Here is a 21,323-nt window from a genome sequence, read left to right on the forward strand (position 1 = left end):
CCGGGATTGCCCCTAAGCTATCGCACAGGTGACACGCCTCCTACCCGAGGGTAGGAAACGCGCGTGGCAGTGAGTCGTTCGGCGGCTACAGGCCAGGGAGCTTGTAGTCCTTCAGGGCCTCGCGAAGGCGCGTCTTGAGGATCTTTCCGGTGGCGCCGATCGGAATCGCATCCACGAAGACGACATCGTCCGGAATCTGCCACTTGGCCGTTTTGCCTTCGTAGAAGGCCAGAAGTTCCTCGCGGCTCACTTCGGCGCCGGGCTTCTTCATCACCGCCACGATCGGCCGCTCGTCCCACTTGGGGTGAAACACGCCGATGCACGCCGCCATGGCCACCGCCGGGTGGGCGACGGCGATGTTCTCGATGTCGATGGAGCTGATCCACTCGCCGCCGGACTTGATGACGTCCTTGCTGCGGTCGGTGATCTGCAGGAAGCCGTCCGGATCGATCGTGGCCACGTCGCCTGTCGGGAACCAGCCGCTGCCGCGCTCGTCCTTCACGAGCGGATCGCCGCCCTCGCCCTTGAAATACGACTTGACCACCCACGGCCCCTGCACCAGCAGGTCGCCGAAGGCCTTGCCGTCCCACGGCAGGTCCTTGCCGTTGCCGTCGACGATCTTCATGTCGACGCCGCAGATGGCCCGCCCCTGCTTGAGGCGCACCGCCAGTTGCTCTTCAGGCGACTGATCCAGATGCTTGTTCTTGAGCGTGCACAGCGTGCCCAGCGGCGACATCTCGGTCATGCCCCAGGCATGGAGGACCTCGACGCCGTATTCGTCCTGGAAGGCGCGGATCATGGCCGGTGGGCAGGCCGAGCCGCCGATCACCGTGCGATTGAGCGTCGAGAAGCGCAGGCCCTGCGGCTTCATGTGGGTGAGCAGCATCTGCCAGACGGTCGGCACGCCGGCGGCGAACGTCACCTTCTCCTGCTCGATCAGTTCGTAGACCGACTTGCCGTCGAGCGCCGCGCCCGGAAACACCAGCTTGCAGCCGGTGAGCGCCGCGGAGTACGGAATGCCCCAGGCGTTGACGTGGAACATCGGCACGACCGGCAGCACCGAGTCGCGGGCGGAAAGGCGCATCACGTCGGGGAGCGCCGCGGCATAGGCATGCAGAACGGTCGAACGGTGGCCGTACAGCGCGCCCTTCGGATTGCCGGTGGTGCCGCTGGTGTAGCAAAGGCTCGAGGCGGAGTTCTCGTCGAACACGGGCCAGTCATAGCGGGTCGACTGCGCGCCGATCCACGCTTCGTAGCTCACCAGGTTGGGGACGCCGCAGTCCTGCGGGAGCTTGTCGGCGTCGCACAGCGCGATCCACTGCCGCACGGTCGGGCAGCGCTCGTGCACGGCTTGCACCAGTGGCAGGAAGTTGATGTCGAAGGCCAGCATCTGGTCTTCGGCATGGTTGACGATCCAGGCGATCTGGTCGGGATGAAGCCGCGGATTGATCGTGTGCAGCACCCGTCCCGAACCCGAGACGCCGTAATACAGCTCGAGGTGCCGATAGCCGTTCCACGCCAGCGTGGCGACCCGGTCGGAGAAGGCCAGCTTGGCCGCGTCCAGCGCATTGGCCACCTGGCGCGAGCGGTCCGCCACGCCCGCCCATGTGTAGCGATGGATGTCGCCTTCCACGCGGCGAGAGACGATCTCGCCGTCCGCGTGATGGCGCTCGGCGAAGGTCAGCAGGGACGAGATCAGCAGGGGATGGTCCTGCATCAGGCTCAACATGTCGATAACTCCTCGGTCTGAAGCACTGATAAAGAATGCAACCGAGTATTGCGCGATGCAGCATCGTCCGGTTTGGGGGAATGCCCGTAGCGCGGCAGGTTGCGCTTGGCCCCGGCGCATAAGGGGTCTTTAAGGCGGCTGAACGACAATGGCGCTTTTCGAGAACCGGGCGCACAGCCGCCCCACACCGCACGCCACCATGACCTTCCCCGTGAACAAGTCCGAGGCCGACTGGAAAGCCCTGCTGGCCGAAAAAGGCGCCGAGCCAGCCGCCTTCGAAGTCACCCGCCATGCGGCGACGGAACGCCCCTTCACCGGCAAGTACGAAGCGGAGTGGGCGGACGGCACCTACCACTGCATCTGCTGCGGCGCCAAGCTGTTCGAGTCCGGCGCCAAGTTCGATGCCGGCTGCGGCTGGCCCAGCTTCGACCGCGAGGCAGTGCCCGGCGCGATCAAGAACGTGGTGGATCGCTCGCACGGCATGGTGCGCACCGAAAACGTCTGCGCCAACTGCGGCGCACACCTCGGCCACGTGTTCCCGGACGGCCCCACCGACACCGGTCTTCGCTACTGCATGAACTCGGCTTCGCTGGATTTCCAGCCCAAGGACTGATGAAACTCCTGCTCGACTTCCTGCCGATCCTGCTTTTCTTCGGCGCCTACAAGTTCTACGACATCTACGTCGCCACCGGCGTGCTGATGGCCGCCACTGTCGTCCAGATGATCATCGTGAAGTTCATCGACGGCAAGCTGCAGACCATGCAGAAGGCCACGCTGGTGCTCATCCTGCTGTTCGGCAGCCTGACGCTCGCCCTGCATGACGATCGCTTCATCAAATGGAAGCCCACGGTGCTCTATGCCGCCATGGGCATCGCACTGGCGGTCGCCTACTGGGTGATGAAGAAGAACTTCCTCAAGATGCTGCTGGGCACGCAGATGACGCTGCCCGACGGCGTCTGGGGCCGCCTGAACGTCGCCTGGATCGGCTACTGCCTTTTCATGTCTGCCATCAATGCGTGGGTGGCGGCCTTCTACAGCACCGAGGCGTGGGTGAACTTCAAGCTCTGGGGCTACGCGTTCCCGATCGTCTTCCTGGTGGCACAAGGCCTGTACATCGCCCCTCACCTGAAGTCCGACGAATCCGGAACCTGATGCGAATGAACGCTTTGATCGACCAGAATCTTCCGACCGCCGCCGAACTCGATGCGCTTTTGCGCTCGGCGCTCCAGCCCACGCAGCTCGAAGTGATCGACGAAAGCGCCCAGCACGCCGGCCATTCGGGCGCCAACGACGCCGGCTACGGCACCCATTTCCGGGTGCGAATCGCGTCGCCTCTTTTCGCCGGAAAGCCGCGCGTGGCGCGGCACCGCCTTGTGTATGATGCGGCGCACGATCTGATGGCCCGCGGCCTGCACGCCCTGGCGATCGAGGTCCTCTAGGCCCACCGGATCGAACCCTGCCGCCGCCTTCAGCGTCGGCGCTACAAAACTTCCCTTTTTTGCTTCCCATGAAGAAACAGCTCTTGAAGGTCGCCGCGACCGCGGCGTTCCTTGGCGCGGTGACTGTGGCCGCCCAGGCGCAGAACATCGCCATCGTCAACGGGCAACCGGTGCCCAAGGCGCGCATGGACGCGCTGACGCAGCAATTGACGGCTGCCGGCCGCCCGGTCACGCCCGAGATGGAACCGGCGCTCAAGGAAGAGATCATCATGCGCGAGGTCTTCATGCAGGCCGCCCGCAGCAAGGGCCTGGACAAGACCGACGATTTCAAGGCCCAGGTCGAACTCGCCCGCCAGGCCATCCTGATCCGCCAGCTGTTTGCCGACTACTCCAAGGCAAATCCGGTCACCGACGCGCAGATCCAGGCCGAGTACGACAAGTTTGCCGCTGCCAATGGCGGCAAGGAATACAAGGTCCGCCACATCCTGGTCGAAACCGAAGACCAAGCCAAGAAGGTCATCGCCGACCTGAAGAAGGGTGGCAAGTTCGAGGACATCGCCAAGAAGCAGAGCAAGGACCCGGGTTCCGCAGCCAACGGCGGCGATCTGGACTGGGCCACGCCGAGCAGCTTCGTGCCCGAATTCTCCGAAGCCATGGTCAAGCTGGACAAGGGACAGATGACCCAGGCGCCGATCAAGTCCCAGTTCGGCTGGCACATCATCCGCGTGGACGACGTCCGCCAGGCCAAGCTGCCGACCATGGCTGAACTCAAGCCGCAGATCGCTCAGCAACTGCAGCAGCAACAACTGCAGAAGTATCAGGAAGACCTTCGCGCCAAGGCCAAGGTCGAGTAAGCGTTCAACGGTTCACGCTCGACGCCCTCCTCCCTTCGGGGTGGAGGGCGTTTTGCATTGGGCTGCGGATCGGGCGCGGGGCACCCGGGTATTCAGGCCCAGACCATCGAGCGCATGGAGATCGATGCGGCCTGGAATCCTTCGTTGAAGAAGCGCGGGACGTCCTTGTCGGGGTCGACCGCTGCGGCCGCGTAGAGCAACGGCAGGTAGTGGTCGTAGGTCGGGTGGGCCTGCTGGGCCACGGCGCCAAGCTGCTGGAAGTTCACGAGTTCGCTCAGCCGGCCGCCTTTCACCTGGTCGCTGACCACCGCGTCGAACTCCACCGCCCAGTCGTAAGCCTGGTTGTCGGGCACGCCGAAGCGGATCTGCCGCAGGTTGTGCACGACGTTGCCGCTGCCGACGATCAATACGCCGCGATCACGCAGTGCGCGCAACTGGCGGGCAAGTTCGAAGTGTTCGGCCGGGGGCCGGGCGTAGTTCATGCTCAGTTGGACCACCGGAATGTCCGCCTGAGGAAACATGGGTTTGAGCACCGACCAGGCGCCGTGGTCCAGCCCCCATTGGTCTGCATCGATGCCCAACGCAGCGCCACTGTCCGGCTGGTGCACGCCCGCAGCGATCTCCTCGGCGGCCTGCGGCGCGCCGGGCGCGGGATATTGCTGCGCAAACAACTCCTGCGGAAAGCCGCCGAAGTCGTGGATCGTGCGCGGCTGGGCCATGCCGGTGAGGAACCAGCCGCCGCGCGTGAGCCAGTGCGCCGAGATGCAAAGAATCAACTGCGGCGTGGGATAGCGCTCGCCGAATTCCGTGCCCAGCGATTGCCAGGCGGCACGCCAATGGTTGTCCTCGATGGCGTTCATCGGGCTGCCGTGCCCGATGAACATCACCGGCATGGTGGGCGAAGGCCGAAGCGGGGTGTTCATCCCACCCACTTGCGCGCGTTGCGCCAGATCTGCATCCATGGGCTGAACGCACTCTTGTCGCCCGAAGTCCAGCTCATCTGCACGTTGCGGAACACGCGCTCCGGATGCGGCATGAGCGCGGTGAAGCGGCCGTCGGCGGTGGTGACCGACGTCAATCCGCCCGGGCTGCCGTTCGGGTTGAACGGATAGCGCTCTGTCGCCACGCCGTGGTTGTCGACATAGCGCATGGCGGCGATGGCTCGATCCGCGTTGCCGCGATGGCGGAAATTGGCGAAGCCTTCGCCGTGCGCCACGGCAATCGGCAGGCGCGCACCGGCCATGCCGGCAAAGAAGAGGCTGGGCGAATCCAGAACTTCCACTTGCGACAGGCGCGCCTCGAAGCGCTCGCTCTGGTTGGTCGTAAAGCGTGGCCAATCCTGTGCGCCGGGAATGATGTCGGCCAGCTCGGCGAACATCTGGCAGCCGTTGCATACCCCCAGACCGAAGGTGTCAGCACGCCCGAAGAAGCCCTGGAACTGCTCGGACAGGCGCGGGTTGAAGGTGATGGAGCGCGCCCAACCGATGCCGGCGCCCAACGTGTCGCCGTAGCTGAAGCCGCCGCAAGCCACCACACCCTTGAAGCTGGCGAGATCGGCGCGGCCCGATTGCAAGTCGCTCATGTGAACGTCGAAAGCGTCGAAGCCGGCCTCGGTGAAGGCGTAGGCCATCTCGACATGCGAATTGACGCCCTGCTCGCGCAGGATGGCCACGCGCGGACGTTCCGTCAGCACCGCCGGTGCTTCGGGCAGCGGACGCGGCAGCACCACCTGCAAGCCCAGGTCGGACGGATCGCCGGCGGCGGCGTGTTCCTCGTCGGCGCATTGGGGGTTGTCGCGCTCGCGGGCGATCTTCCAGCTGACCGAATCCCAGACCTGCTGCAGATCCTGCAAGCTTGCGCCGAACACCGACTTGGCATCGCGCCATACCTCGACGCGGCCCTTGCCGGCGTCGATCGGCGAACTCACCGGACGGGTCTTGCCGACGAAATGACTGCATGCCGAAAGACCGTGCGAACGCAGGATCTGCATGACCTCGTTGCGCTCGGAGGTACGCACCTGCAGCAGCATGCCCAACTCTTCGCTGAACAGCGCCTTGAGGGTGAGTTCCTCGCGCCGCGCGCTCACCTGGCCGGCCCAGTTCTTGGCGTCGCCGTATTCGGCGCGGCTGTCGCTGATGCCGTCGCCTTCGGTGACCAGCATGTCGACATTCAGCGCAATGCCCACCTGGCCGGCGAAGGCCATCTCGCAGGCGCTGGCGAACAGGCCGCCGTCGCTTCGGTCATGCATGGCCAAGATGCGGCCCTGGCCACGCAGTTCGTTGACGGCATCCACAAGCCGCACCAGGTCTTGCGCATCGTCGAGATCGGGCACGGTGTCGCCGCTCTGGCTCAGCGTCTGGGCCAGCACGCTGCCTGCCATGCGGTGCTTGCCGCGACCCAGGTCGATCAGCACCAGGGTGGTGTCTTCGGTCTGCGCATCGAGTTGGGGCGTGAGCGTGGCGCGCACGTCGTCGATGGTGGCGAACGCTGTCACGATCAGGCTGACGGGCGAGGTCACGCGCTTGTCCGCGCCCTCCTCCTTCCACTGGGTGCGCATGGACAGCGAATCCTTGCCCACCGGGATCGACACGCCCAGCGCCGGGCACAGTTCCATGCCGACGGCCTTGACCGTCTCGTACAGCGCAGCGTCTTCGCCAGGCTCCCCGCAGGCGGCCATCCAGTTGGCCGACAGCTTGACGCGCGCCAGTTCAATGGGCGCGGCCAGCAGGTTGGTGATGGCTTCGGCCACCGCCATGCGGCCCGATGCCGGCGCATCGTGCGCCGCCAGCGGCGTGCGCTCGCCCATGCTCATTGCCTCGCCGGCGAAGCCCTTGAAATCGGCCAGTGTGACGGCGCAGTCGGCCACCGGCACCTGCCATGGGCCGACCATCTGGTCACGATGGGTCAAACCACCGACCGTGCGGTCGCCGATCGTGACGAGAAAGCGCTTGGAGGCCACCGTCGGATGCGACAGCACGTCGATCGCCGCCTTCTGCAACTCGACGCCGGTCAGCTCGAGCGGCCTGAACTGGCGGGCCACCGTCTTCACGTCGCGGTGCATCTTGGGCGGCTTGCCCAACAGCACGTCCATTGGCATGTTCACGGGCTGGTCTTGTTCGCCGCCTTCCTGCGTGAGCATCAACTGGCGCTCTTCCGTGGCCACGCCGACCACGGCGAAGGGGCAACGCTCGCGTTCGCAGAAGGCCTGGAACTGCGGCAGCGATTCCGGCGCGATGGCCAGCACGTAGCGCTCCTGGCTTTCGTTGCACCAGATTTCCTTCGGCGCCAGACCGCTTTCCTCCAGCGGGACAGCCGACAAGTCGAAACGGGCGCCACGCCCGGCATCGTTGGTGATCTCGGGGAACGCATTGGAAAGGCCGCCGGCACCCACGTCGTGAATGGCCAGGATCGGATTGGCATCGCCCTGCAACCAGCAGTGATTAATAACCTCCTGCGCGCGGCGTTCGATCTCCGGATTGCCGCGCTGGACCGAGTCGAAATCGAGTTCGGCGGCGTTCATGCCGGTGGCCATGGAGCTGGCGGCGCCGCCGCCCATGCCGATGCGCATGCCGGGGCCTCCCAACTGGATCAGCAGCGTGCCGGCGGGAAACTGGATCTTCTGCGTCAGCCCAGCGTCGATCTGACCCAGGCCGCCGGCGATCATGATGGGCTTGTGATAGCCGCGGCGGATGCTGTCGACATCGCTCGCCACCGTCTGCTCGTACTCGCGGAAATAGCCCAGCAGGTTCGGCCGGCCGAATTCGTTGTTGAAGGCGGCTCCGCCCAGCGGACCCTCGGTCATGATCTGCAGCGGGCTGGCGATGTGCTCGGGCTTGCCGTAGTCGTCGCCCTCCTTCGGCCACAGGCTGGAGACGGAAAAGCCCGTCAGGCCGGCCTTCGGCCTGGAGCCCCGGCCGGTGGCACCCTCGTCGCGGATCTCGCCGCCCGCGCCGGTCGAGGCGCCTGGAAACGGAGAAATGGCCGTCGGATGGTTGTGGGTTTCCACCTTCATCAGCACGTGATGCGTGGCGGCCTGCTTGCCGTATTGCGGCGAGCCCTGCATGTCCATGCGCGCGGCGAAGCGCTCGACGTCATGGCCTTCCATGATGGCGGCGTTGTCCGAATAGGCCACCACCGTGTGCTGCGGGTGCAGGCGCTCGGTGTTGCGGATCATGCCGAACAGGCTCAGCGGCTGCTTTTGCCCGTCGATGCTGAACTCCGCATTGAAGATCTTGTGGCGGCAGTGCTCGCTGTTGGCCTGGGCGAACATCATCAGCTCGACATCGGTCGGGTTGCGGCCCAGGCGGGTAAACGCTTCGACCAGGTAGTCGATCTCGTCGTCGGCGAGCGCCAGGCCGAAGGTGCGATTGGCCTCCTCCAGGGCGGCGCGCCCGCCTGTGGCGACGTCCACGTGCGCCATCGGCGTGGCGGGCAGTTCGGCGAACAGCACCTGCGCCTCCTCCAGAGAGGGCAGGACCGATTCGGTCATTCGATCGTGCAGCAACTCGGCAGCGGCGGCCAGCGTCTGCGCGGAAAGCTCGGGCGAACGGTTGAACAGCGAGGACTTGAGCTGCAGGTGGTACTGCGTGACCCGCTCCACGCGGCGCACGGAAAGGCCGCAGTTGCGCGCGATGTCCGTCGCCTTGGAAGCCCACGGCGAAACCGTACCCAGCCGGGGCGACACCACCAGGCTGGCATGCGCCGCCTGCTGCGCCTCGGCCGGCTCGCCGTAGGTCAGCAGGGCGGCAAAGCGCTGCTGGTGCGCAGCATCGAGCGCCTCGTCGGTGGCCACCAGGTGGACGAAGTGGGCCGAAATGGCCTCGATCCGCTCGTCCAGCGCTGCCAATCGGGGCAGCAGTTGGCGGGCGCGGAAGTCGCTCAGGGCGCGCGCGCCATGAAAACGCGTTACATGCGGGGGGGAATGGGGCCGTTGAGAGGTCACGAGTGCTCGGGCCTTGCGGCCGCAGGTTGAAGGCGTAACTTGGGCAGATGGGGGCGGATGCCAGGTGCTCGGGCTGCGACGGGCTTGGCCGCTGACTGGGGCCAATTCGCGCAAACCGTGAATTTTAGAACGTGTTTTCAGGCCCGATGGGATAATCCCGGGCATGAGCATCACCTACAAAGACGCCGAAGGCGTGGCTGGCATGCGCGTGGCGTGCCGGCTTGCGTCCGAAGTGCTGGACTACCTCACGCCGCACGTGAAGCCCGGCGTGACCACGAACGAACTCGACCGCCTGGCCCACGAGTACATCACCCAGGTTCAAGGCGCGATCCCCGCCCCGCTGAACTACATGGGCGCCGGCACCGTGCCCTACCCCAAGTCGATCTGCACCTCGGTCAACCACGTGGTGTGCCACGGCATTCCGAACGACCGGGCGCTCAAGAAGGCCGACATCCTCAACATCGACGTTACCGTCATCAAGGACGGCTGGCACGGCGACACGAGCCGGATGTTCATCGTGGGCGACGGATCGATTGCCGCCAAGCGCCTTTGCGCCTTCACCTACGACGCCATGTGGCACGGCATCACCAAGGTCAAGCCGGGCGCGCGGCTGGGCGACATCGGCTTTGCCATCCAGCGCTTTGCAGAAAGCAATGGCTTCTCGGTGGTCCGCGAGTTCTGCGGCCACGGCATCGGCAGGGTCTTCCACGAAGAGCCGCAGGTTCTGCATTACGGCAGGCCGGGCACGCTGGAGGAACTCAAGCCAGGCATGACCTTCACCATCGAGCCGATGATCAATGCCGGCCGGCGCGACATCAAGGAGTTCGGCAACGACGGCTGGACCATCGTCACGCGCGACCACTCGCTCTCGGCCCAATGGGAGCACACGGTGCTGGTCACCGAGACCGGGTACGAGGTGTTGACCCTGTCGGCCGGCAGCCCGCCCATCCCCGATTTCGTCAATCCCAGCGTCGCGACCGCTTGAACCGAACGGCGCGCTCGCGGCTCTTCCCGCATTTCGAGAGAGCGGACATGGTCGACCTCCCCATGCTGCGCGACGCCTACCGCGGCCACAAGCTCGCGGTGTTCGACACGCTGCGCAGCGCGCATGCGCCGGCCCGCAGCGTCCGTGGCGTGCTGCGCCAGTTGGCCACCCTGGCCGACGAGGCGCTGCGCGCCCTGTGGACCGCCGGCGGGTTTCACAACCGCTTTGCGCTGGTTGCCGTGGGGGGATTCGGACGCGGCGAGTTGTTTCCGCATTCGGATGTCGACGTGCTTCTGCTCATGCCGGACGACGCGCCCGCCGAGGGCGAGGAGCTGGCTCGGATCGAGACCTTCATCAGCCAGTGCTGGGACGCTGGCCTGGAGATCGGCTCGTCGGTGCGCACCTCGGAGCAGTGCCTGGCCGAGGCGGCCAGCGACGTCACGGTGCAGACCGCCCTGCTCGAATCGCGCCTGCTGGCCGGCGACCGCAAGCTCTACCTCGGGTTTCGCGAGCGCTTCATGGCCGCCATCGACCCGAACGACTTCTTCGAGGCCAAGACGCAGGAGATGCGCCACCGCCACCAGAAGTTCGACAACACGCCCTACTCGCTCGAGCCCAACTGCAAGGAGTCGCCCGGCGGGCTTCGTGACCTGCAGGTGATCCTGTGGGTGTCCCGAGCGGCCGGTTTCGGCAACACCTGGGACGATCTGGCCAAGAACGGACTGGCCACCGCGTTCGAGGTGCAGCAGATCAAGCGCAACGAAGCCTTGCTCTCGCTCATCCGTGCCCGGCTGCACGTGATTGCCAACCGCCGTGAAGACCGCCTGGTGTTCGACATGCAGACCGCCGTGGCGGCCGCCTTCGGTTACGAAGGCGATTCGAAGCGCAAGGCCAGCGAGGCGCTGATGCGCCGCTACTACTGGGCCGCCAAGGCCGTGGCGCAGCTCAACGAGATCCTGCTGCTCAACATCGCCGAGCGCCTGTCGCCGCAAGTCGAGGTGCCGCGGCCGATCAACGAACGCTTCTTCGACAAGGGCGGCACGCTGGAGGTGGCGAGCGACGATCTGTACCTGCGCCAGCCCAACGCCATCCTCGAGACTTTCTGGCTCTACGAGAAGACGGTCGGAATCAAGGGCCTGTCGGCGCGCACGCTGCGTGCGCTCTACAACGCCCGCCACGTGATGGATGCAGACTTCCGCAACAGCCCGGCCAATCACGGGATGTTCATGCGCATCCTCAAGGAGCCGCGCGGCATCACCCACGCGTTCCGGCTGATGAACCAGACCTCGGTGCTGGGCCGTTACCTGAAGGTGTTCCGCGACATCGTCGGTCAGATGCAGCACGACCTGTTCCACGTCTATACGGTGGACCAGCACGTGCTCATGGTGCTGCGCAACGTGCGCCGCTTCTTCATCGTCGAGCATGCGCACGAATACCCCTTCTGCTCGCAGCTGGCCGGCGGATGGGACAAGCCCTGGGTGCTCTACGTGGCGGCCCTCTTCCACGACATCGCCAAGGGCCGGGGCGGCGACCATTCCGAGCTCGGCGCGCGTGATGTGCGGCGCTTCTGCAAGCAGCACGGCATCGACCGCGAAGACGCGAAGCTGATCGAGTTCCTCGTTGCATCGCACCTGGTGATGAGCCAGATCGCACAGAAGAAGGACCTGAGCGATCCTCAGGTGATCGCCGATTTCGCCAAGCTGGTGGGCAGCGAGCGTTACCTCACTGCCTTGTACCTGCTCACCGTGGCCGACATCCGGGGCACGTCGCCGCGCGTCTGGAACGCGTGGAAAGGCAAGCTGCTCGAAGACCTGTACCGGGCCACGTCGCGGGCATTGGGCGGCCACGCACCCGACCCGGGCGCCGAGATCGAGGCGCGCAAGCGCGAGGCGCTGGCGTTGCTCGCACCGCACGCCATGCCCTTCGAAGCCCACAAGGCATTGTGGGAGACGCTGAACGTCGGCTACTTCATGCGCCACGACGCCAGCGAGATCGCCTGGCATGCGCGCCAGTTGTCGCGCCATGTGCCGCTGCGCGGCGTGCCGGTGGACGTCAATGCGGCACCGATCGTCCGCGCCCGCCTTTCACCGGTCGGCGAAGGGCTGCAGGTGCTGGTCTACACGCCCGACCAGACCGATCTTTTCGCGCGCATCTGCGGTTACTTCGACCAGGCCTCGTTCAGCATTCTCGATGCCAAGGTCCACACCGCCAGCAACGGCTACGCGCTCGACACCTTCCAGGTGGTGACGACTTTCCTGCCCGAGCACTACCGCGAGTTGATCAGCATGGTCGAGACCGACCTGCCCCTGGCGCTCACCCAAAGCGGCGAGCTGCCGGCGCCCAGCCGGGGCCGCGTGTCGCGCCGGGTCAAGAGCTTCCCGATCAAGACCCGCGTGACCCTTGCGCCCGACGAGAAGGCGCAGCGCTGGGTGCTCAACATCTCCGCGAGCGACCGCGCCGGCCTCTTGTATTCGGTGGCGCGCGTGCTGGCCAGACACCACATCAACCTTCAACTGGCCAAGGTCACGACGCTGGGCGAGCGGGTCGAAGACACCTTCCTCATCAGCGGCAACGAACTGCAGGCCCACCGCTCTCAGATGGACATCGAGACGGAACTGGTCGAAGCCCTTTCCGAATAGCGATGTGCGATCCCGCCGATCAGTGCGCGAGCGCGCTCTGATCGCCAGCCGGCCGAGCGTCGACGGCACTCACCTCGTGGTTCGCCGCTTCGATGTGTGCCCGGCGCATCGGCCGCAGGATGAACCAGGCCATCAGCGCAGCCAGCGCGTTGAGCGAACTGGCGGCGATGAAGACCGCGTGCCAACTGCCCGTCATGGTGGTCAGCACGCTCGTCAAAGGCACCACCAGCGAAGCCGTTCCCTTGGCCGTGTACAGCATGCCGGCGTTCGACGCTGCGAACTTGCTGCCGAAGGTGTCGGCGCAGGTCGACGGGAACAGGCTGTAGATCTCGCCCCAGGCGAAGAACACCAGGCCAGTCAGGATGACGAAGGCCACCGGATGGTGGCCGTAGTGGTAGAGCGCCAGGATGCCGAAGGCTTCCAGGCCAAAGGCGACGAACATGGTCAGTTCACGGCCGATCCGATCGGAAACCCAACCGAAGAAAGGGCGGGTCAGGCCATTGAGCACGCGGTCGATGGCGAGGGCGAAAGTCAGCGCCGGCAAGGTCAGGCCCATGATCGAAACCGGCACGTCGCCAATGTTGAAGTCCTTGGCGATCGGGCCCAACTGCGCCGTGGCCATCAGGCCACCCGCCGCGACGACGACGAACATGAAGTACATCACCCAGAACACCGGCGTACGGACAACTTCGGCAGGCTTGAAGTCGCGCCGCGACTGAAGCACGCCGCCGCTCTTGCTCAAGGACTGCACCTTGGCCTTGATGGCGGCGCCAACGCCCTGGCGCGGATCGGTCAGAAGCAGCGCAATCAGCACGACGACCACGCCCTGCCCGATGCCGAAATACAGGAACGCCGACTCGTAGCCGCTGTTCCTGATCATGGCCGAGATGGGCAGGATGGTGAGCGCGGAACCGGCACCGAAGCCCGCCGCCGTCATGCCTGCCGCCAGACCGCGGCGGTCAGGGAACCACTTGAGGGCGTTGCCCACGCAGGTGCCGTAAACCGCACCGGCGCCGATGCCGCTGATGGCCGCGGCCACGTACAACAGACCCAGCGAATCGGCCATGGAGTTGAGCACCCAGCCGAGCCCGCAGAACAAGCCGCCCACCAAGACCACCGGGCGCGGACCGAAGCGGTCGACCAGGTAGCCTTCGATCGGCACCAGCCAAGTCTCGGTCAGCACGAAGATCGTGAACGCAACCTGGATCGCCGCGCGCGACCAGCCGTGCTTTTCGGCGATCGGATTCACGAAGAGGGTCCAGCCGTACTGCAGGTTGGCGATCATCGCCATGCATACGATGCCCATGAGAAGCTGCATCCATCGGTACGAGGCGGGGCGGCCCACCGTCGTCGCCAACGTGTTGTCTTTTGTCATGTGTTGGTCTCCATTGATCTGTTGAGCTGACTTGACGATGGTCCGGCGAAGCAAATGCCTTTGACGGCAAAACCTTATTCATCGACGGAAGTCATTGTCAAAAGTCAGCGCCTCAGAACTTCTTGACGGCGATCAAGAATTTCCGAAATGTCGACCTCTATTTATGGCAACGAATGCGTAGAGACCGATTCGATCAGGGCAATTTTGAATACGAAAGCCTGCCAAAAGACTTTGCCGCTCATCGATTGATCAATTGCCTTTCATTATTCTTTCAATGACCTTTCTAGTGGCTTTCATTTACCTTTCATTAGCGCCGGATGGTCATTGGCGAATCAAAACAAAAAGGGCCGCGAAAATCGCGGCCTTTTTTTTGGGAGGGATGGAGCTTGCGTCAGCGACGGGCGGAACGCATGGCCTTGACCAGGATGACGATGGGCATGGCAGCAATGAGTTCCCGCAGCCACGAATGACGATGGGCGGCAGGGTTGCCTTGTGCGGCGGTGGTGAGGGTGGTAGCGATGGTGGTCATGGTTGATCGTTCCTTTGATTGATGTCTGGGCACCATTCTAGGGTTTACCCTTGCCTGGCGCCATTGACCCAGGTCAATGACAGCCGAATCGTCCAAGCGCATCATGGATTGGCCAAATACTGGAATTCCCATAACTTGCGGTAGCGCGATCGCGGCCGCAAGTCTTCGTTATTTCTCGCGTCGCCCAGGAATTCCGGAAACTCCAGCAACAGGCGATTGGCCAGCAGCGGATATTTCATGATCCAGGCCTGCAATTGGTCATACGCCGTCGAATTCACGAAGCATTCCGATTCCGAAAGCATTTCGGATGGGCCTTCGCCGTGAATGACGAGTCCGAATTCGCAGGCCAATGCGCGGATGCCGGCCATGGACAGGATGTCCAGCGCAATGCGCCGCTGCGTTCGATGGTTGCAAATCGCCCAGCGTGAAGCGGATTGGCCCCAACTGTCATCCGCGCAGAATGTGATCGAGGCGCTGGCCAACGGGCAATCGGCGCCCAGCCCGGAGATGATGGGGCCCTTGCGCACCTGCCCCTTGAAGCGCACGCCCTCGATGGTCAATTCGACAAAGCTGCGGCCCTTGACCTTGTGAAATTTGACCGGTGACACGCCCTGCTCGCGAAGGCATCGGAAGTACTGCGCCACCTGGGTCCGCATCGCCTGCTTCCACGAGGCAATCGCCTCGTCGATGGCAAAGGGCGCCGACACCGGCACGGCGCCGCCGCCGGGGTCCTCTCTTCTCTTGTTGTCGCCCGCGTCGCTTCCCCGAAGGGCTGCATTCATCCCTGTCATGTTCTTGGCCTCCGCTGATGCGCCTCACAGCAGATGTCCGTGTGCGCTTGGGCTGGAAGCTACCACCAGAGCTTCTTGCGGCCGATATTCCGAAGCTTCTTACGTGACGTGTTTCACGGTTTCCTCGGATCCACATTCGTGCGATTCGAGGCCAATAGAACTGTTGTGCTACACGCCCTCCGCCCTCAGCGGCGCCAGGCAGCCACACCCGCCAGATTCAGCGCTTGGAGACTGGGTTGAGTTGCTGCAGGCCGTGCGGATTGGCGCCCCACCAGCGTCTGCCCCCTCTGCTGGCATGCCGATGGCGCCACTGGCGATGCGCGGCGGACAGCGCGCTGGCGAGGGCCGCGCCGCCAGTCCATGGAGGCTGGGCATCGCGCGCCGCATAAAGCGCGCGCTGCAGTTCGTCGAGTCGCGCCGCCAGTGCCGGGTCGTTCAGGTCGTGTGCCCACCCTTGGGGGGAAGTCTGGGCATGTCGACGCGACCATGCCATCAACGCGGCGTGCGTCGCCGGCGCGTCGCCCCGCCTGCATGCCGCGAGAGCCTGCTCGAACATGTGCGCATCGGAAACCAGACGGGCCTGGCGCTGTGCGGCCCGCCACGCAGCCCAGCGCTTGCGCGAACGCCAGGCCAGCATCAGCGCCAGCACAACCAGCACGATCACGGCAGCCCAAGCCGCCACACGCCACCACGCGACCCGATGCCTCAGGCTGGCTGCATCGAGCTGCAAGTCCGGCGCGATGCCCTGCTCCGCCTTGGCGGCCTTGACGTCCACTTCGATGACGGGTGCCTGCGTGCTTGCAGACTTGCGCGTCGCAGGGTCGAACCAGTTCAATTCCACCGCCGGCAAGGTGTAGTGCCCCGGCTTCTCGAAGACGTAGGTCACCTTGTCGATGCGCCGGCCACCCACGAAGCCGCTGTCGCGGCCATCGTGGTCGCTCAGTTGCGGATCGGCCTCGAAGACGCGAACGCCCTCCGGGGCCTCGAATTCCGGTGGCGGGATGAGCATGGCCTGCGTGTTGGCGGCATCGACTTGCACCGTGCGCACCAGGGCATCGCCTGCCTGAAGGCCGCTGGCGTCCCGATCCAGCCGCTGGCGGATCTGGATGGCGGCGCTCGGCAGCACGGCGTCGCCCGCGCGCGCGCCCTCGGGCAGGCGCGCCGTGATGCGCGTGGCGGGCAGTTGCAGCTTCGCCTGTCGCGCCTCGCCGTTGTCGGCGCGATAGCTGAAATCGATGTCCACCTGCGGCAAGTCGAAATCTCCAGCGCGCCGCGCCACGAAGACGTAGGTCTTGGCGATGGTGGCGATGGTCTGGCCGGCTTGCTGCTCCACCCCATGCGCGCCTCGATCGTCCGGCATGGTGATGATGGCGCCGTCCACAGACAGGGTCGGAAACGGCGGCGCGCTGGTGAAGAAGTTCGGCGTGGCCACGGTCACCCGGATGCCGACCTGCTGCCCCACGATCACGGGTTGCTTCGACAGCACTTCCACGCGCACGTTGGGCGCAGTCTCGGCCCGCGCAACGCCGCTCAGGCAGAGCACGACGAAGACAAGAAGCTGCCAGACGGCGCGCGCTGTCCTGATCATGGCCGCTCCACCGGGGCGGCGCCTCCGCCGGGCGGCGTCCCCGGCGTGGCAGGTGCCGACGGCGCGGACTCGGCACCGCCGCCCGCACCTTGCTCCGGCCGTGCCGCCTGCAAGGCGAACTTGCGCGCCAGCAGCATCGTCGGCGAGGTCTGGATGTTGCGCATCCATACGGCGTCGTCACCCTGCCCTGGCCCGGGCTGGCTCACCGTCTTGCCCTTCTTGCCGCGATCGTCGAACTTGATCTCGTCCGGATCGAGATCGGACTCTTCGTCGCCGTCTTCGTCCTGCTTGTTCTTCTGGGCGGCGAGCTGGTGCACCAGCTGGAGGTTGTCCTGCGCCGCTTTCCAGCCGGGTCGCTTCTTGAGGGCACGCTGGAAGGCCAGCGCCGCCTCGTCGTACTTGCCCAGCATGGCGAGCGCGTCCCCTTCGTTGAAATGCCCTGGTGCCGTGTCGACCTCGGCAAAAAGCTGAGCCGCATCGCTGAACTGGCCGGCGCGGAACGAGGCCAGCCCGCGCCACATGGGATCGTCGAACAAGCGGGCGGCCTCGGCGTACTGCCCTTTCTCGTAGGCGCGGCGACCCTGCTGGTCGCGCGTGAGCCACAGGTCGACAAAGCGCCAAGGCGGCGGAGACAGATCGAGGCTCGACGACGCCGCCGCATTGTCGGCCGCCCTGGATGTGACCAGTTCCTGAGCCGCAACCGGCATCCCGGTGCCGCCGGGGCCGAAGCCGAGCATCAGCCCCAGCAACCACGACGCGATCCACCGGATGGTCCAGCCCTTGCGAAACCACATCGCGCCCAGCAGCACGGTGGGCCAGAGCAGCCACCAGCCGAACTCCTTCCATTGCCCGCCGGATTCCGCCACCTTGCGTTGCAGGTGCGACTGCACGTGGCGCTGCACCCATTGGACGTCGTCGTCGCTGTCGAGCGTGACGGTGGCGACGGGCACGCCGGTGTCGCTCTTCAGGCGCTTGAGCGCATCCACATCGAGCCTGGCCAACCCACCGGGCTGTCCATCCGGACCGCGCACCGCCCCGCCGCGTTCGGTGCCGAAGGCCAGCACCACCAGTTGGGCTCCCGCGCCATCGGCATGTGTCTTGATGGCATCAAAGGCGGATGCCTCCACCCCGTCCGTCATGAAGACGATGCTGCCCGGCGTGTCCTCCTTGGCCAGTGCCGCGTCGATCTGGCGCACGGCGGCAGCGGTGTTCTTGCCGGCCACCGGCATGATGTTGGTTTGCAGCGCGTCGACGAAGGTCTGGATGAGCGCCGCATCATCGGTCAGCGGCAGCACCAAGTGGGTGGAACCCGCATAGGCATAGATCGCCGTCCGTGCGCCGGAACGCTGCGCCAACAGCGCACGCACCTTGAGCTTGGCGCGCTCCAGCCGCGTCGGACTGACATCGCTGGCGTTCATGGTCGGCGACATGTCGATCGCGATGGCCAGTGGCGCCTTGTCCTCCATGAACGGCGGGGGTTCGCGCTCCCAGGTGGGCCCGGCCGCTGCCAGTGCGCCCACCGAAATCAGGGCGGCGATCAGGTGCACCGGTCGCAGACGGCGCCCGCGCCCGGGCTCGACCACCAAGGCATCCAGCAGGTGCGGAGAAATCACTTCGCGCCAGCGCCTGCGCACGTTGTCGCGACGACCGACCGCCCAGAGCAGCACCGCTGCGGCCACCAAGGCCAGCAGCCACCAGGGCCGCAGAAAGTGGAACTGCGAGATCGCGTCCATCAGCGCTGCCCCCCGGATGACGCCGGCACGATCGCGTCGGCGCTGGCGGCCTCGATGGCTTCATCCAGATTGCGCGGCACCATCCATCGCCGCACGAGCATGAGCATCGCCATGATCAGCTGGTAGGCGATGACGATCAGCACCGCCGCGCCCACGGGCCACATGTAAAGCTCGTGCCGGGGCCGCCAGGTCAGTGTCTTGTGGTTCTGGGGCGTGATGCTGTCCAGCGTGGCATAGACCCGTTCCAACTCGCCCTGGTTGCCGGCGAAGAAGAACTGCCCGCCCGTGGCGGCCGAGATGCTGCGCAAGGTGGCCAGGTCGACCTTGTCCTCGCCCGTGGCCGAGGGGTTGCCGATGCCGATGGTGTGGACCGTCACCTTGCGTTGCTTGGCGATGGCTGCGGCGCGCTCGGGCGGCATCTTGCTGGCGGTGTCGTTGCCGTCGGTCAGCACGATGAGCACCTTCTGCGGCGCTTCGCTGTGCTCGAACAGCTTCATGCCCAGGCCGATCGCGTCGCCCACCGCGGTGCGCGGGCCTGCCATGCCGGGCACCGACTCGCCGATGAGTGCCTCGATCAGCGCGTGATCCATGGTGAACGGCGCCTGCGGATATGGCGCGTCGCCGAACACGATGAGCCCGATGCGGTCGGTCTTGCGGCGCGCCACGAAGTCGCGCACCACCTGCTGGACGGCCTCGGCGCGCGTGACCACGACACCGTCGGGCCGGGTGAAGTCGCGCGTGGCCATCGATTGGGAAAGGTCGAGCGCCAGGAGCAGGTCGCGCGCCGGTTGCACCTTTTCGAGGGGCGGCTCCACGAACTGCGGCCTGGCCAGCGCCAGCACGAGCAGCGCCCAGGCCAGAGGCGCCAGAACCTTCTGCAGCCAGTTGGTGCGCGGCACAACGGCGCCCGCCGCGGGTCGCGCGCCCACCGCCCGCGCCACCTCGCCGAAGAACGGCAGCCGGATAGAGGCGCTTTCCTCCCGGTAGGCGGGCAGGAGCCACCACACCAGCAGCGGCAGTGGCAGCAAGGCGAGCAACCAAGGGTACTCAAGCTGATACATGGCCCACGATCCATTCGCGCGATGCGTCGATCAGCATCCGCACGTCGTCCGCCGACACGCGAGCCAGATGCGCTTCATCCTGGTACTGCAGTTCTCGCACCAGTGGGTTCAGGGCCTGCGCGCCGTGCAGGGCGTGCCCGGCGTGCGACTCGAGAAAGCTCGCCCAGGCCGCTCCGCTGCAACCCGCGACCTTCTCTCGCGGCCATGCCGACAAGGCACACCGCTTGATGAGCGCCGGCAGCGCCACAAGCACAGGCACCGCATTGGCCGGATCACGTTGCCAGTTGGCCTCCAACTGTCGCAACTCAGCCAGCGCGTCGCGGCGATACCGGTCGCGCCACCATTTGCGTGCCGCACGCCACAAGAGCCAGAGCACGGCCAGCAGCACCAAGGCCGCCAGAACCTTCCAGCCTGTGGCCTGCGGCATCCACGACACCGGTTCGGCCGACACCGGATCGGCCAGCGCGGTGATGGAGACCGTCTTGTCGGCCGCTTGTTGGGTCGTGGCGGACGAGGCCCCGCTCTGCGCGGCTGCCCTGCCGACGAAGGCGAACGCGGCCAAGCTGGACGGCGCGTAGATCCGTGCCCGCGTCATGGCCCTCTCCCGCGCCGGCCCTGGGGCGTTTCCTGGCCGAGCAGTCGGCGCAGTTGCGGTGCCGTTTCTTCCGCCGCGGAAAGCGGCAGCACCGGCACGCCGATGGTGCGCCGCCATTCGAGCAGTTCGCGGCTTCGCGCATCGGCAAAGCTGGCAATACCGCGCCGGATGGCATCGCGGCCCAGGCCCAGCTCCACCTGCAACTCGCCGTCGCTTACCACCAGATCGCCCGATGGCGGCAGATCGGTGAGGAAGGGGTCGTGCACGATCACCGCCAGCAGGTCGTTGCGGGCGGCGATGCGGCTCATCAGTTCGCGCGTGGTGGCGTCATGGCCGTCGAAATCGCTGATCACCACCACGAGGTGATCGTGATGGGCCAGGCGGGCCGCCTGTTGCAAGGCCTCGTTGAGCTGGGCGCCGCCGCGTCCGGCGGGTGCATCGGCGCGCAACGCCTGGTTGCGCCGCTCGATCTCGCCCAGCAGTTGGAGCACGGCGTCGCGGCTGCGCCGGGGCCGCAAGTCGGTCTGGTCCTTGTCACCGAAGACGACGCCGCCCACCCTGTCACCGTCCATCAGGACGCGCCACGCGACCAGCGCCGCCGCCTCGGCCGCCGCGACCGATTTCATGGCTCGCCGAGTGCCGAAGAACATGTTGATGCGCTGGTCGACCAGCAGCAGCGCAGGCCGGTCTTTTTCTTCGGAGAACACACGGACATGGGGCGTGCCGGTGCGCGCGGTCACGCGCCAGTCCATGCTGCGGATGTCGTCGCCCGGAAGGTAGAGCCGCAGCTCTTCGAAGTCGAGTCCCCGGCCGCGCACCTTGGACGCATGACGGCCGGCCAGCACACTGTGCACGGGCTGGCGCGGCAGGAAGCTGAATTCGCGCGCAGCAGTTTCCAGGGCCACCAGTTCCGACGTGCTGACGCGCACGCCGCGTGAGGCGGAAGGCGTCGTGGCGCTTTCAGGCGTCGCCACAGTGGCGGCCGCGCGAGGCATCGCGCGGGCCATGCCGGCGAGATGAAGCCGCTTGCGCCAGTCCATGCCAGTCGCGCCGTTCTTGACGG

Annotated in this window: 17 protein-coding genes; 6 read left to right on the forward strand and 11 right to left on the reverse strand. The window is 65.9% G+C overall.

Annotated elements, in window-relative coordinates:
• Positions 1-85: 85 nt before the first annotated feature.
• The gene (locus tag QTH91_RS22025; RefSeq protein ID WP_286662303.1) at positions 86-1,729 is read right to left on the reverse strand and encodes a 3-(methylthio)propionyl-CoA ligase; all 1,644 of its coding nucleotides are present in this window, start codon (positions 1,727-1,729) and stop codon (positions 86-88) included.
• Between the two features lie 199 nt (positions 1,730-1,928).
• Between QTH91_RS22025 and msrB the strand changes: the two genes are divergently transcribed.
• The 4 genes from msrB (at position 1,929) to QTH91_RS22045 (ending at position 4,022) form a co-directional block, all read left to right on the forward strand.
• Positions 1,929-2,342, forward strand: a complete 414-nt coding sequence (msrB, locus tag QTH91_RS22030; protein ID WP_286662304.1) for a peptide-methionine (R)-S-oxide reductase MsrB — start codon at positions 1,929-1,931, stop codon at positions 2,340-2,342.
• A complete protein-coding gene (locus QTH91_RS22035) occupies positions 2,342-2,881 on the forward strand; it encodes a septation protein A (RefSeq protein WP_286662305.1) in 540 nt (179 codons plus the stop codon). Before msrB ends, QTH91_RS22035 begins: the two co-directional genes overlap by 1 nt.
• 5 nt (positions 2,882-2,886) lie before the next feature.
• Complete coding sequence (locus tag QTH91_RS22040; RefSeq protein WP_286662306.1) at positions 2,887-3,168, forward strand: BolA family protein; 282 nt, start codon at positions 2,887-2,889, stop codon at positions 3,166-3,168.
• A 68-nt stretch (positions 3,169-3,236) separates the two neighbouring features.
• Positions 3,237-4,022, forward strand: coding sequence for a foldase protein PrsA (locus QTH91_RS22045; protein WP_286662307.1), 786 nt, complete (start codon positions 3,237-3,239; stop codon positions 4,020-4,022).
• A 92-nt stretch (positions 4,023-4,114) separates the two neighbouring features.
• Here the strand turns inward: QTH91_RS22045 and ygiD are convergent, their stop codons facing one another.
• Positions 4,115-4,945, reverse strand: coding sequence for a 4,5-DOPA-extradiol-dioxygenase (gene ygiD, locus QTH91_RS22050; RefSeq protein WP_286662308.1), 831 nt, complete (start codon positions 4,943-4,945; stop codon positions 4,115-4,117).
• On the reverse strand, positions 4,942-8,964 hold the full coding sequence (purL, locus tag QTH91_RS22055; protein ID WP_286662309.1) for a phosphoribosylformylglycinamidine synthase: 4,023 nt from the start codon (positions 8,962-8,964) through the stop codon (positions 4,942-4,944). The genes ygiD and purL overlap by 4 nt, the downstream gene beginning before the upstream one ends.
• Before the next feature lie 163 nt (positions 8,965-9,127).
• Here purL and map point away from each other — a divergent pair, with 163 nt between their 5' ends.
• Both map and QTH91_RS22065 read left to right on the forward strand, forming a co-directional pair.
• Positions 9,128-9,949, forward strand: coding sequence for a type I methionyl aminopeptidase (gene map / locus QTH91_RS22060; RefSeq protein ID WP_286662310.1), 822 nt, complete (start codon positions 9,128-9,130; stop codon positions 9,947-9,949).
• 47 nt (positions 9,950-9,996) lie between these two features.
• The gene (locus QTH91_RS22065; protein ID WP_286662311.1) at positions 9,997-12,588 is read left to right on the forward strand and encodes a [protein-PII] uridylyltransferase; all 2,592 of its coding nucleotides are present in this window, start codon (positions 9,997-9,999) and stop codon (positions 12,586-12,588) included.
• Between the two features lie 19 nt (positions 12,589-12,607).
• On the opposite strand, the gene oxlT is transcribed toward QTH91_RS22065, so the two are convergent.
• The 8 genes from oxlT to QTH91_RS22105 form a co-directional block, all read right to left on the reverse strand.
• Positions 12,608-13,963 (reverse strand): oxalate/formate MFS antiporter, encoded by a 1,356-nt coding sequence (gene oxlT / locus QTH91_RS22070; RefSeq protein WP_286662312.1) that lies wholly within the window; start codon positions 13,961-13,963, stop codon positions 12,608-12,610.
• A gap of 391 nt (positions 13,964-14,354) precedes the next feature.
• Entirely contained in the window at positions 14,355-14,492 is a 138-nt protein-coding gene (locus QTH91_RS22075; RefSeq protein ID WP_286662313.1) for a hypothetical protein, read from the reverse strand.
• Between the two features lie 101 nt (positions 14,493-14,593).
• A complete protein-coding gene (locus QTH91_RS22080) occupies positions 14,594-15,274 on the reverse strand; it encodes a hypothetical protein (protein WP_286662314.1) in 681 nt (226 codons plus the stop codon).
• A gap of 226 nt (positions 15,275-15,500) precedes the next feature.
• Positions 15,501-16,871, reverse strand: coding sequence for a BatD family protein (locus tag QTH91_RS22085; RefSeq protein ID WP_286662315.1), 1,371 nt, complete (start codon positions 16,869-16,871; stop codon positions 15,501-15,503).
• Positions 16,868-18,604: a VWA domain-containing protein gene (locus QTH91_RS22090; RefSeq protein WP_286662316.1), complete on the reverse strand. Its 1,737-nt coding sequence runs from the start codon at positions 18,602-18,604 to the stop codon at positions 16,868-16,870. The genes QTH91_RS22085 and QTH91_RS22090 overlap by 4 nt, the downstream gene beginning before the upstream one ends.
• Positions 18,604-19,665 (reverse strand): VWA domain-containing protein, encoded by a 1,062-nt coding sequence (locus QTH91_RS22095; protein ID WP_286662317.1) that lies wholly within the window; start codon positions 19,663-19,665, stop codon positions 18,604-18,606. The genes QTH91_RS22090 and QTH91_RS22095 overlap by 1 nt, the downstream gene beginning before the upstream one ends.
• A complete protein-coding gene (locus QTH91_RS22100) occupies positions 19,652-20,260 on the reverse strand; it encodes a DUF4381 domain-containing protein (protein WP_286662318.1) in 609 nt (202 codons plus the stop codon). The genes QTH91_RS22095 and QTH91_RS22100 overlap by 14 nt, the downstream gene beginning before the upstream one ends.
• On the reverse strand, positions 20,257-21,300 hold the full coding sequence (locus tag QTH91_RS22105; RefSeq protein WP_286662319.1) for a DUF58 domain-containing protein: 1,044 nt from the start codon (positions 21,298-21,300) through the stop codon (positions 20,257-20,259). The genes QTH91_RS22100 and QTH91_RS22105 overlap by 4 nt, the downstream gene beginning before the upstream one ends.
• Between the last annotated feature and the right edge of the window lie 23 nt (positions 21,301-21,323).

The organism is Variovorax dokdonensis (assembly GCF_030316895.1).
Lineage (GTDB): Bacteria > Pseudomonadota > Gammaproteobacteria > Burkholderiales > Burkholderiaceae_C > Variovorax > Variovorax dokdonensis.

What these genes read in the sequence shown, in the direction of transcription:
- QTH91_RS22025 (WP_286662303.1), bottom strand. Translation starts at nt 1,729, where the DNA reads ATGTTGAGCCTGATGCAGGACCATCCCCTGCTGATCTCGTCCCTGCTG.
- msrB (WP_286662304.1), top strand. Translation starts at nt 1,929, where the DNA reads ATGACCTTCCCCGTGAACAAGTCCGAGGCCGACTGGAAAGCCCTGCTG.
- QTH91_RS22035 (WP_286662305.1), top strand. Translation starts at nt 2,342, where the DNA reads ATGAAACTCCTGCTCGACTTCCTGCCGATCCTGCTTTTCTTCGGCGCC.
- QTH91_RS22040 (WP_286662306.1), top strand. Translation starts at nt 2,887, where the DNA reads ATGAACGCTTTGATCGACCAGAATCTTCCGACCGCCGCCGAACTCGAT.
- QTH91_RS22045 (WP_286662307.1), top strand. Translation starts at nt 3,237, where the DNA reads ATGAAGAAACAGCTCTTGAAGGTCGCCGCGACCGCGGCGTTCCTTGGC.
- ygiD (WP_286662308.1), bottom strand. Translation starts at nt 4,945, where the DNA reads ATGAACACCCCGCTTCGGCCTTCGCCCACCATGCCGGTGATGTTCATC.
- map (WP_286662310.1), top strand. Translation starts at nt 9,128, where the DNA reads ATGAGCATCACCTACAAAGACGCCGAAGGCGTGGCTGGCATGCGCGTG.
- QTH91_RS22065 (WP_286662311.1), top strand. Translation starts at nt 9,997, where the DNA reads ATGGTCGACCTCCCCATGCTGCGCGACGCCTACCGCGGCCACAAGCTC.
- oxlT (WP_286662312.1), bottom strand. Translation starts at nt 13,963, where the DNA reads ATGACAAAAGACAACACGTTGGCGACGACGGTGGGCCGCCCCGCCTCG.
- QTH91_RS22075 (WP_286662313.1), bottom strand. Translation starts at nt 14,492, where the DNA reads ATGACCACCATCGCTACCACCCTCACCACCGCCGCACAAGGCAACCCT.
- QTH91_RS22080 (WP_286662314.1), bottom strand. Translation starts at nt 15,274, where the DNA reads ATGAATGCAGCCCTTCGGGGAAGCGACGCGGGCGACAACAAGAGAAGA.
- QTH91_RS22085 (WP_286662315.1), bottom strand. Translation starts at nt 16,871, where the DNA reads ATGATCAGGACAGCGCGCGCCGTCTGGCAGCTTCTTGTCTTCGTCGTG.
- QTH91_RS22090 (WP_286662316.1), bottom strand. Translation starts at nt 18,604, where the DNA reads ATGGACGCGATCTCGCAGTTCCACTTTCTGCGGCCCTGGTGGCTGCTG.
- QTH91_RS22095 (WP_286662317.1), bottom strand. Translation starts at nt 19,665, where the DNA reads ATGTATCAGCTTGAGTACCCTTGGTTGCTCGCCTTGCTGCCACTGCCG.
- QTH91_RS22100 (WP_286662318.1), bottom strand. Translation starts at nt 20,260, where the DNA reads ATGACGCGGGCACGGATCTACGCGCCGTCCAGCTTGGCCGCGTTCGCC.
- QTH91_RS22105 (WP_286662319.1), bottom strand. Translation starts at nt 21,300, where the DNA reads ATGGACTGGCGCAAGCGGCTTCATCTCGCCGGCATGGCCCGCGCGATG.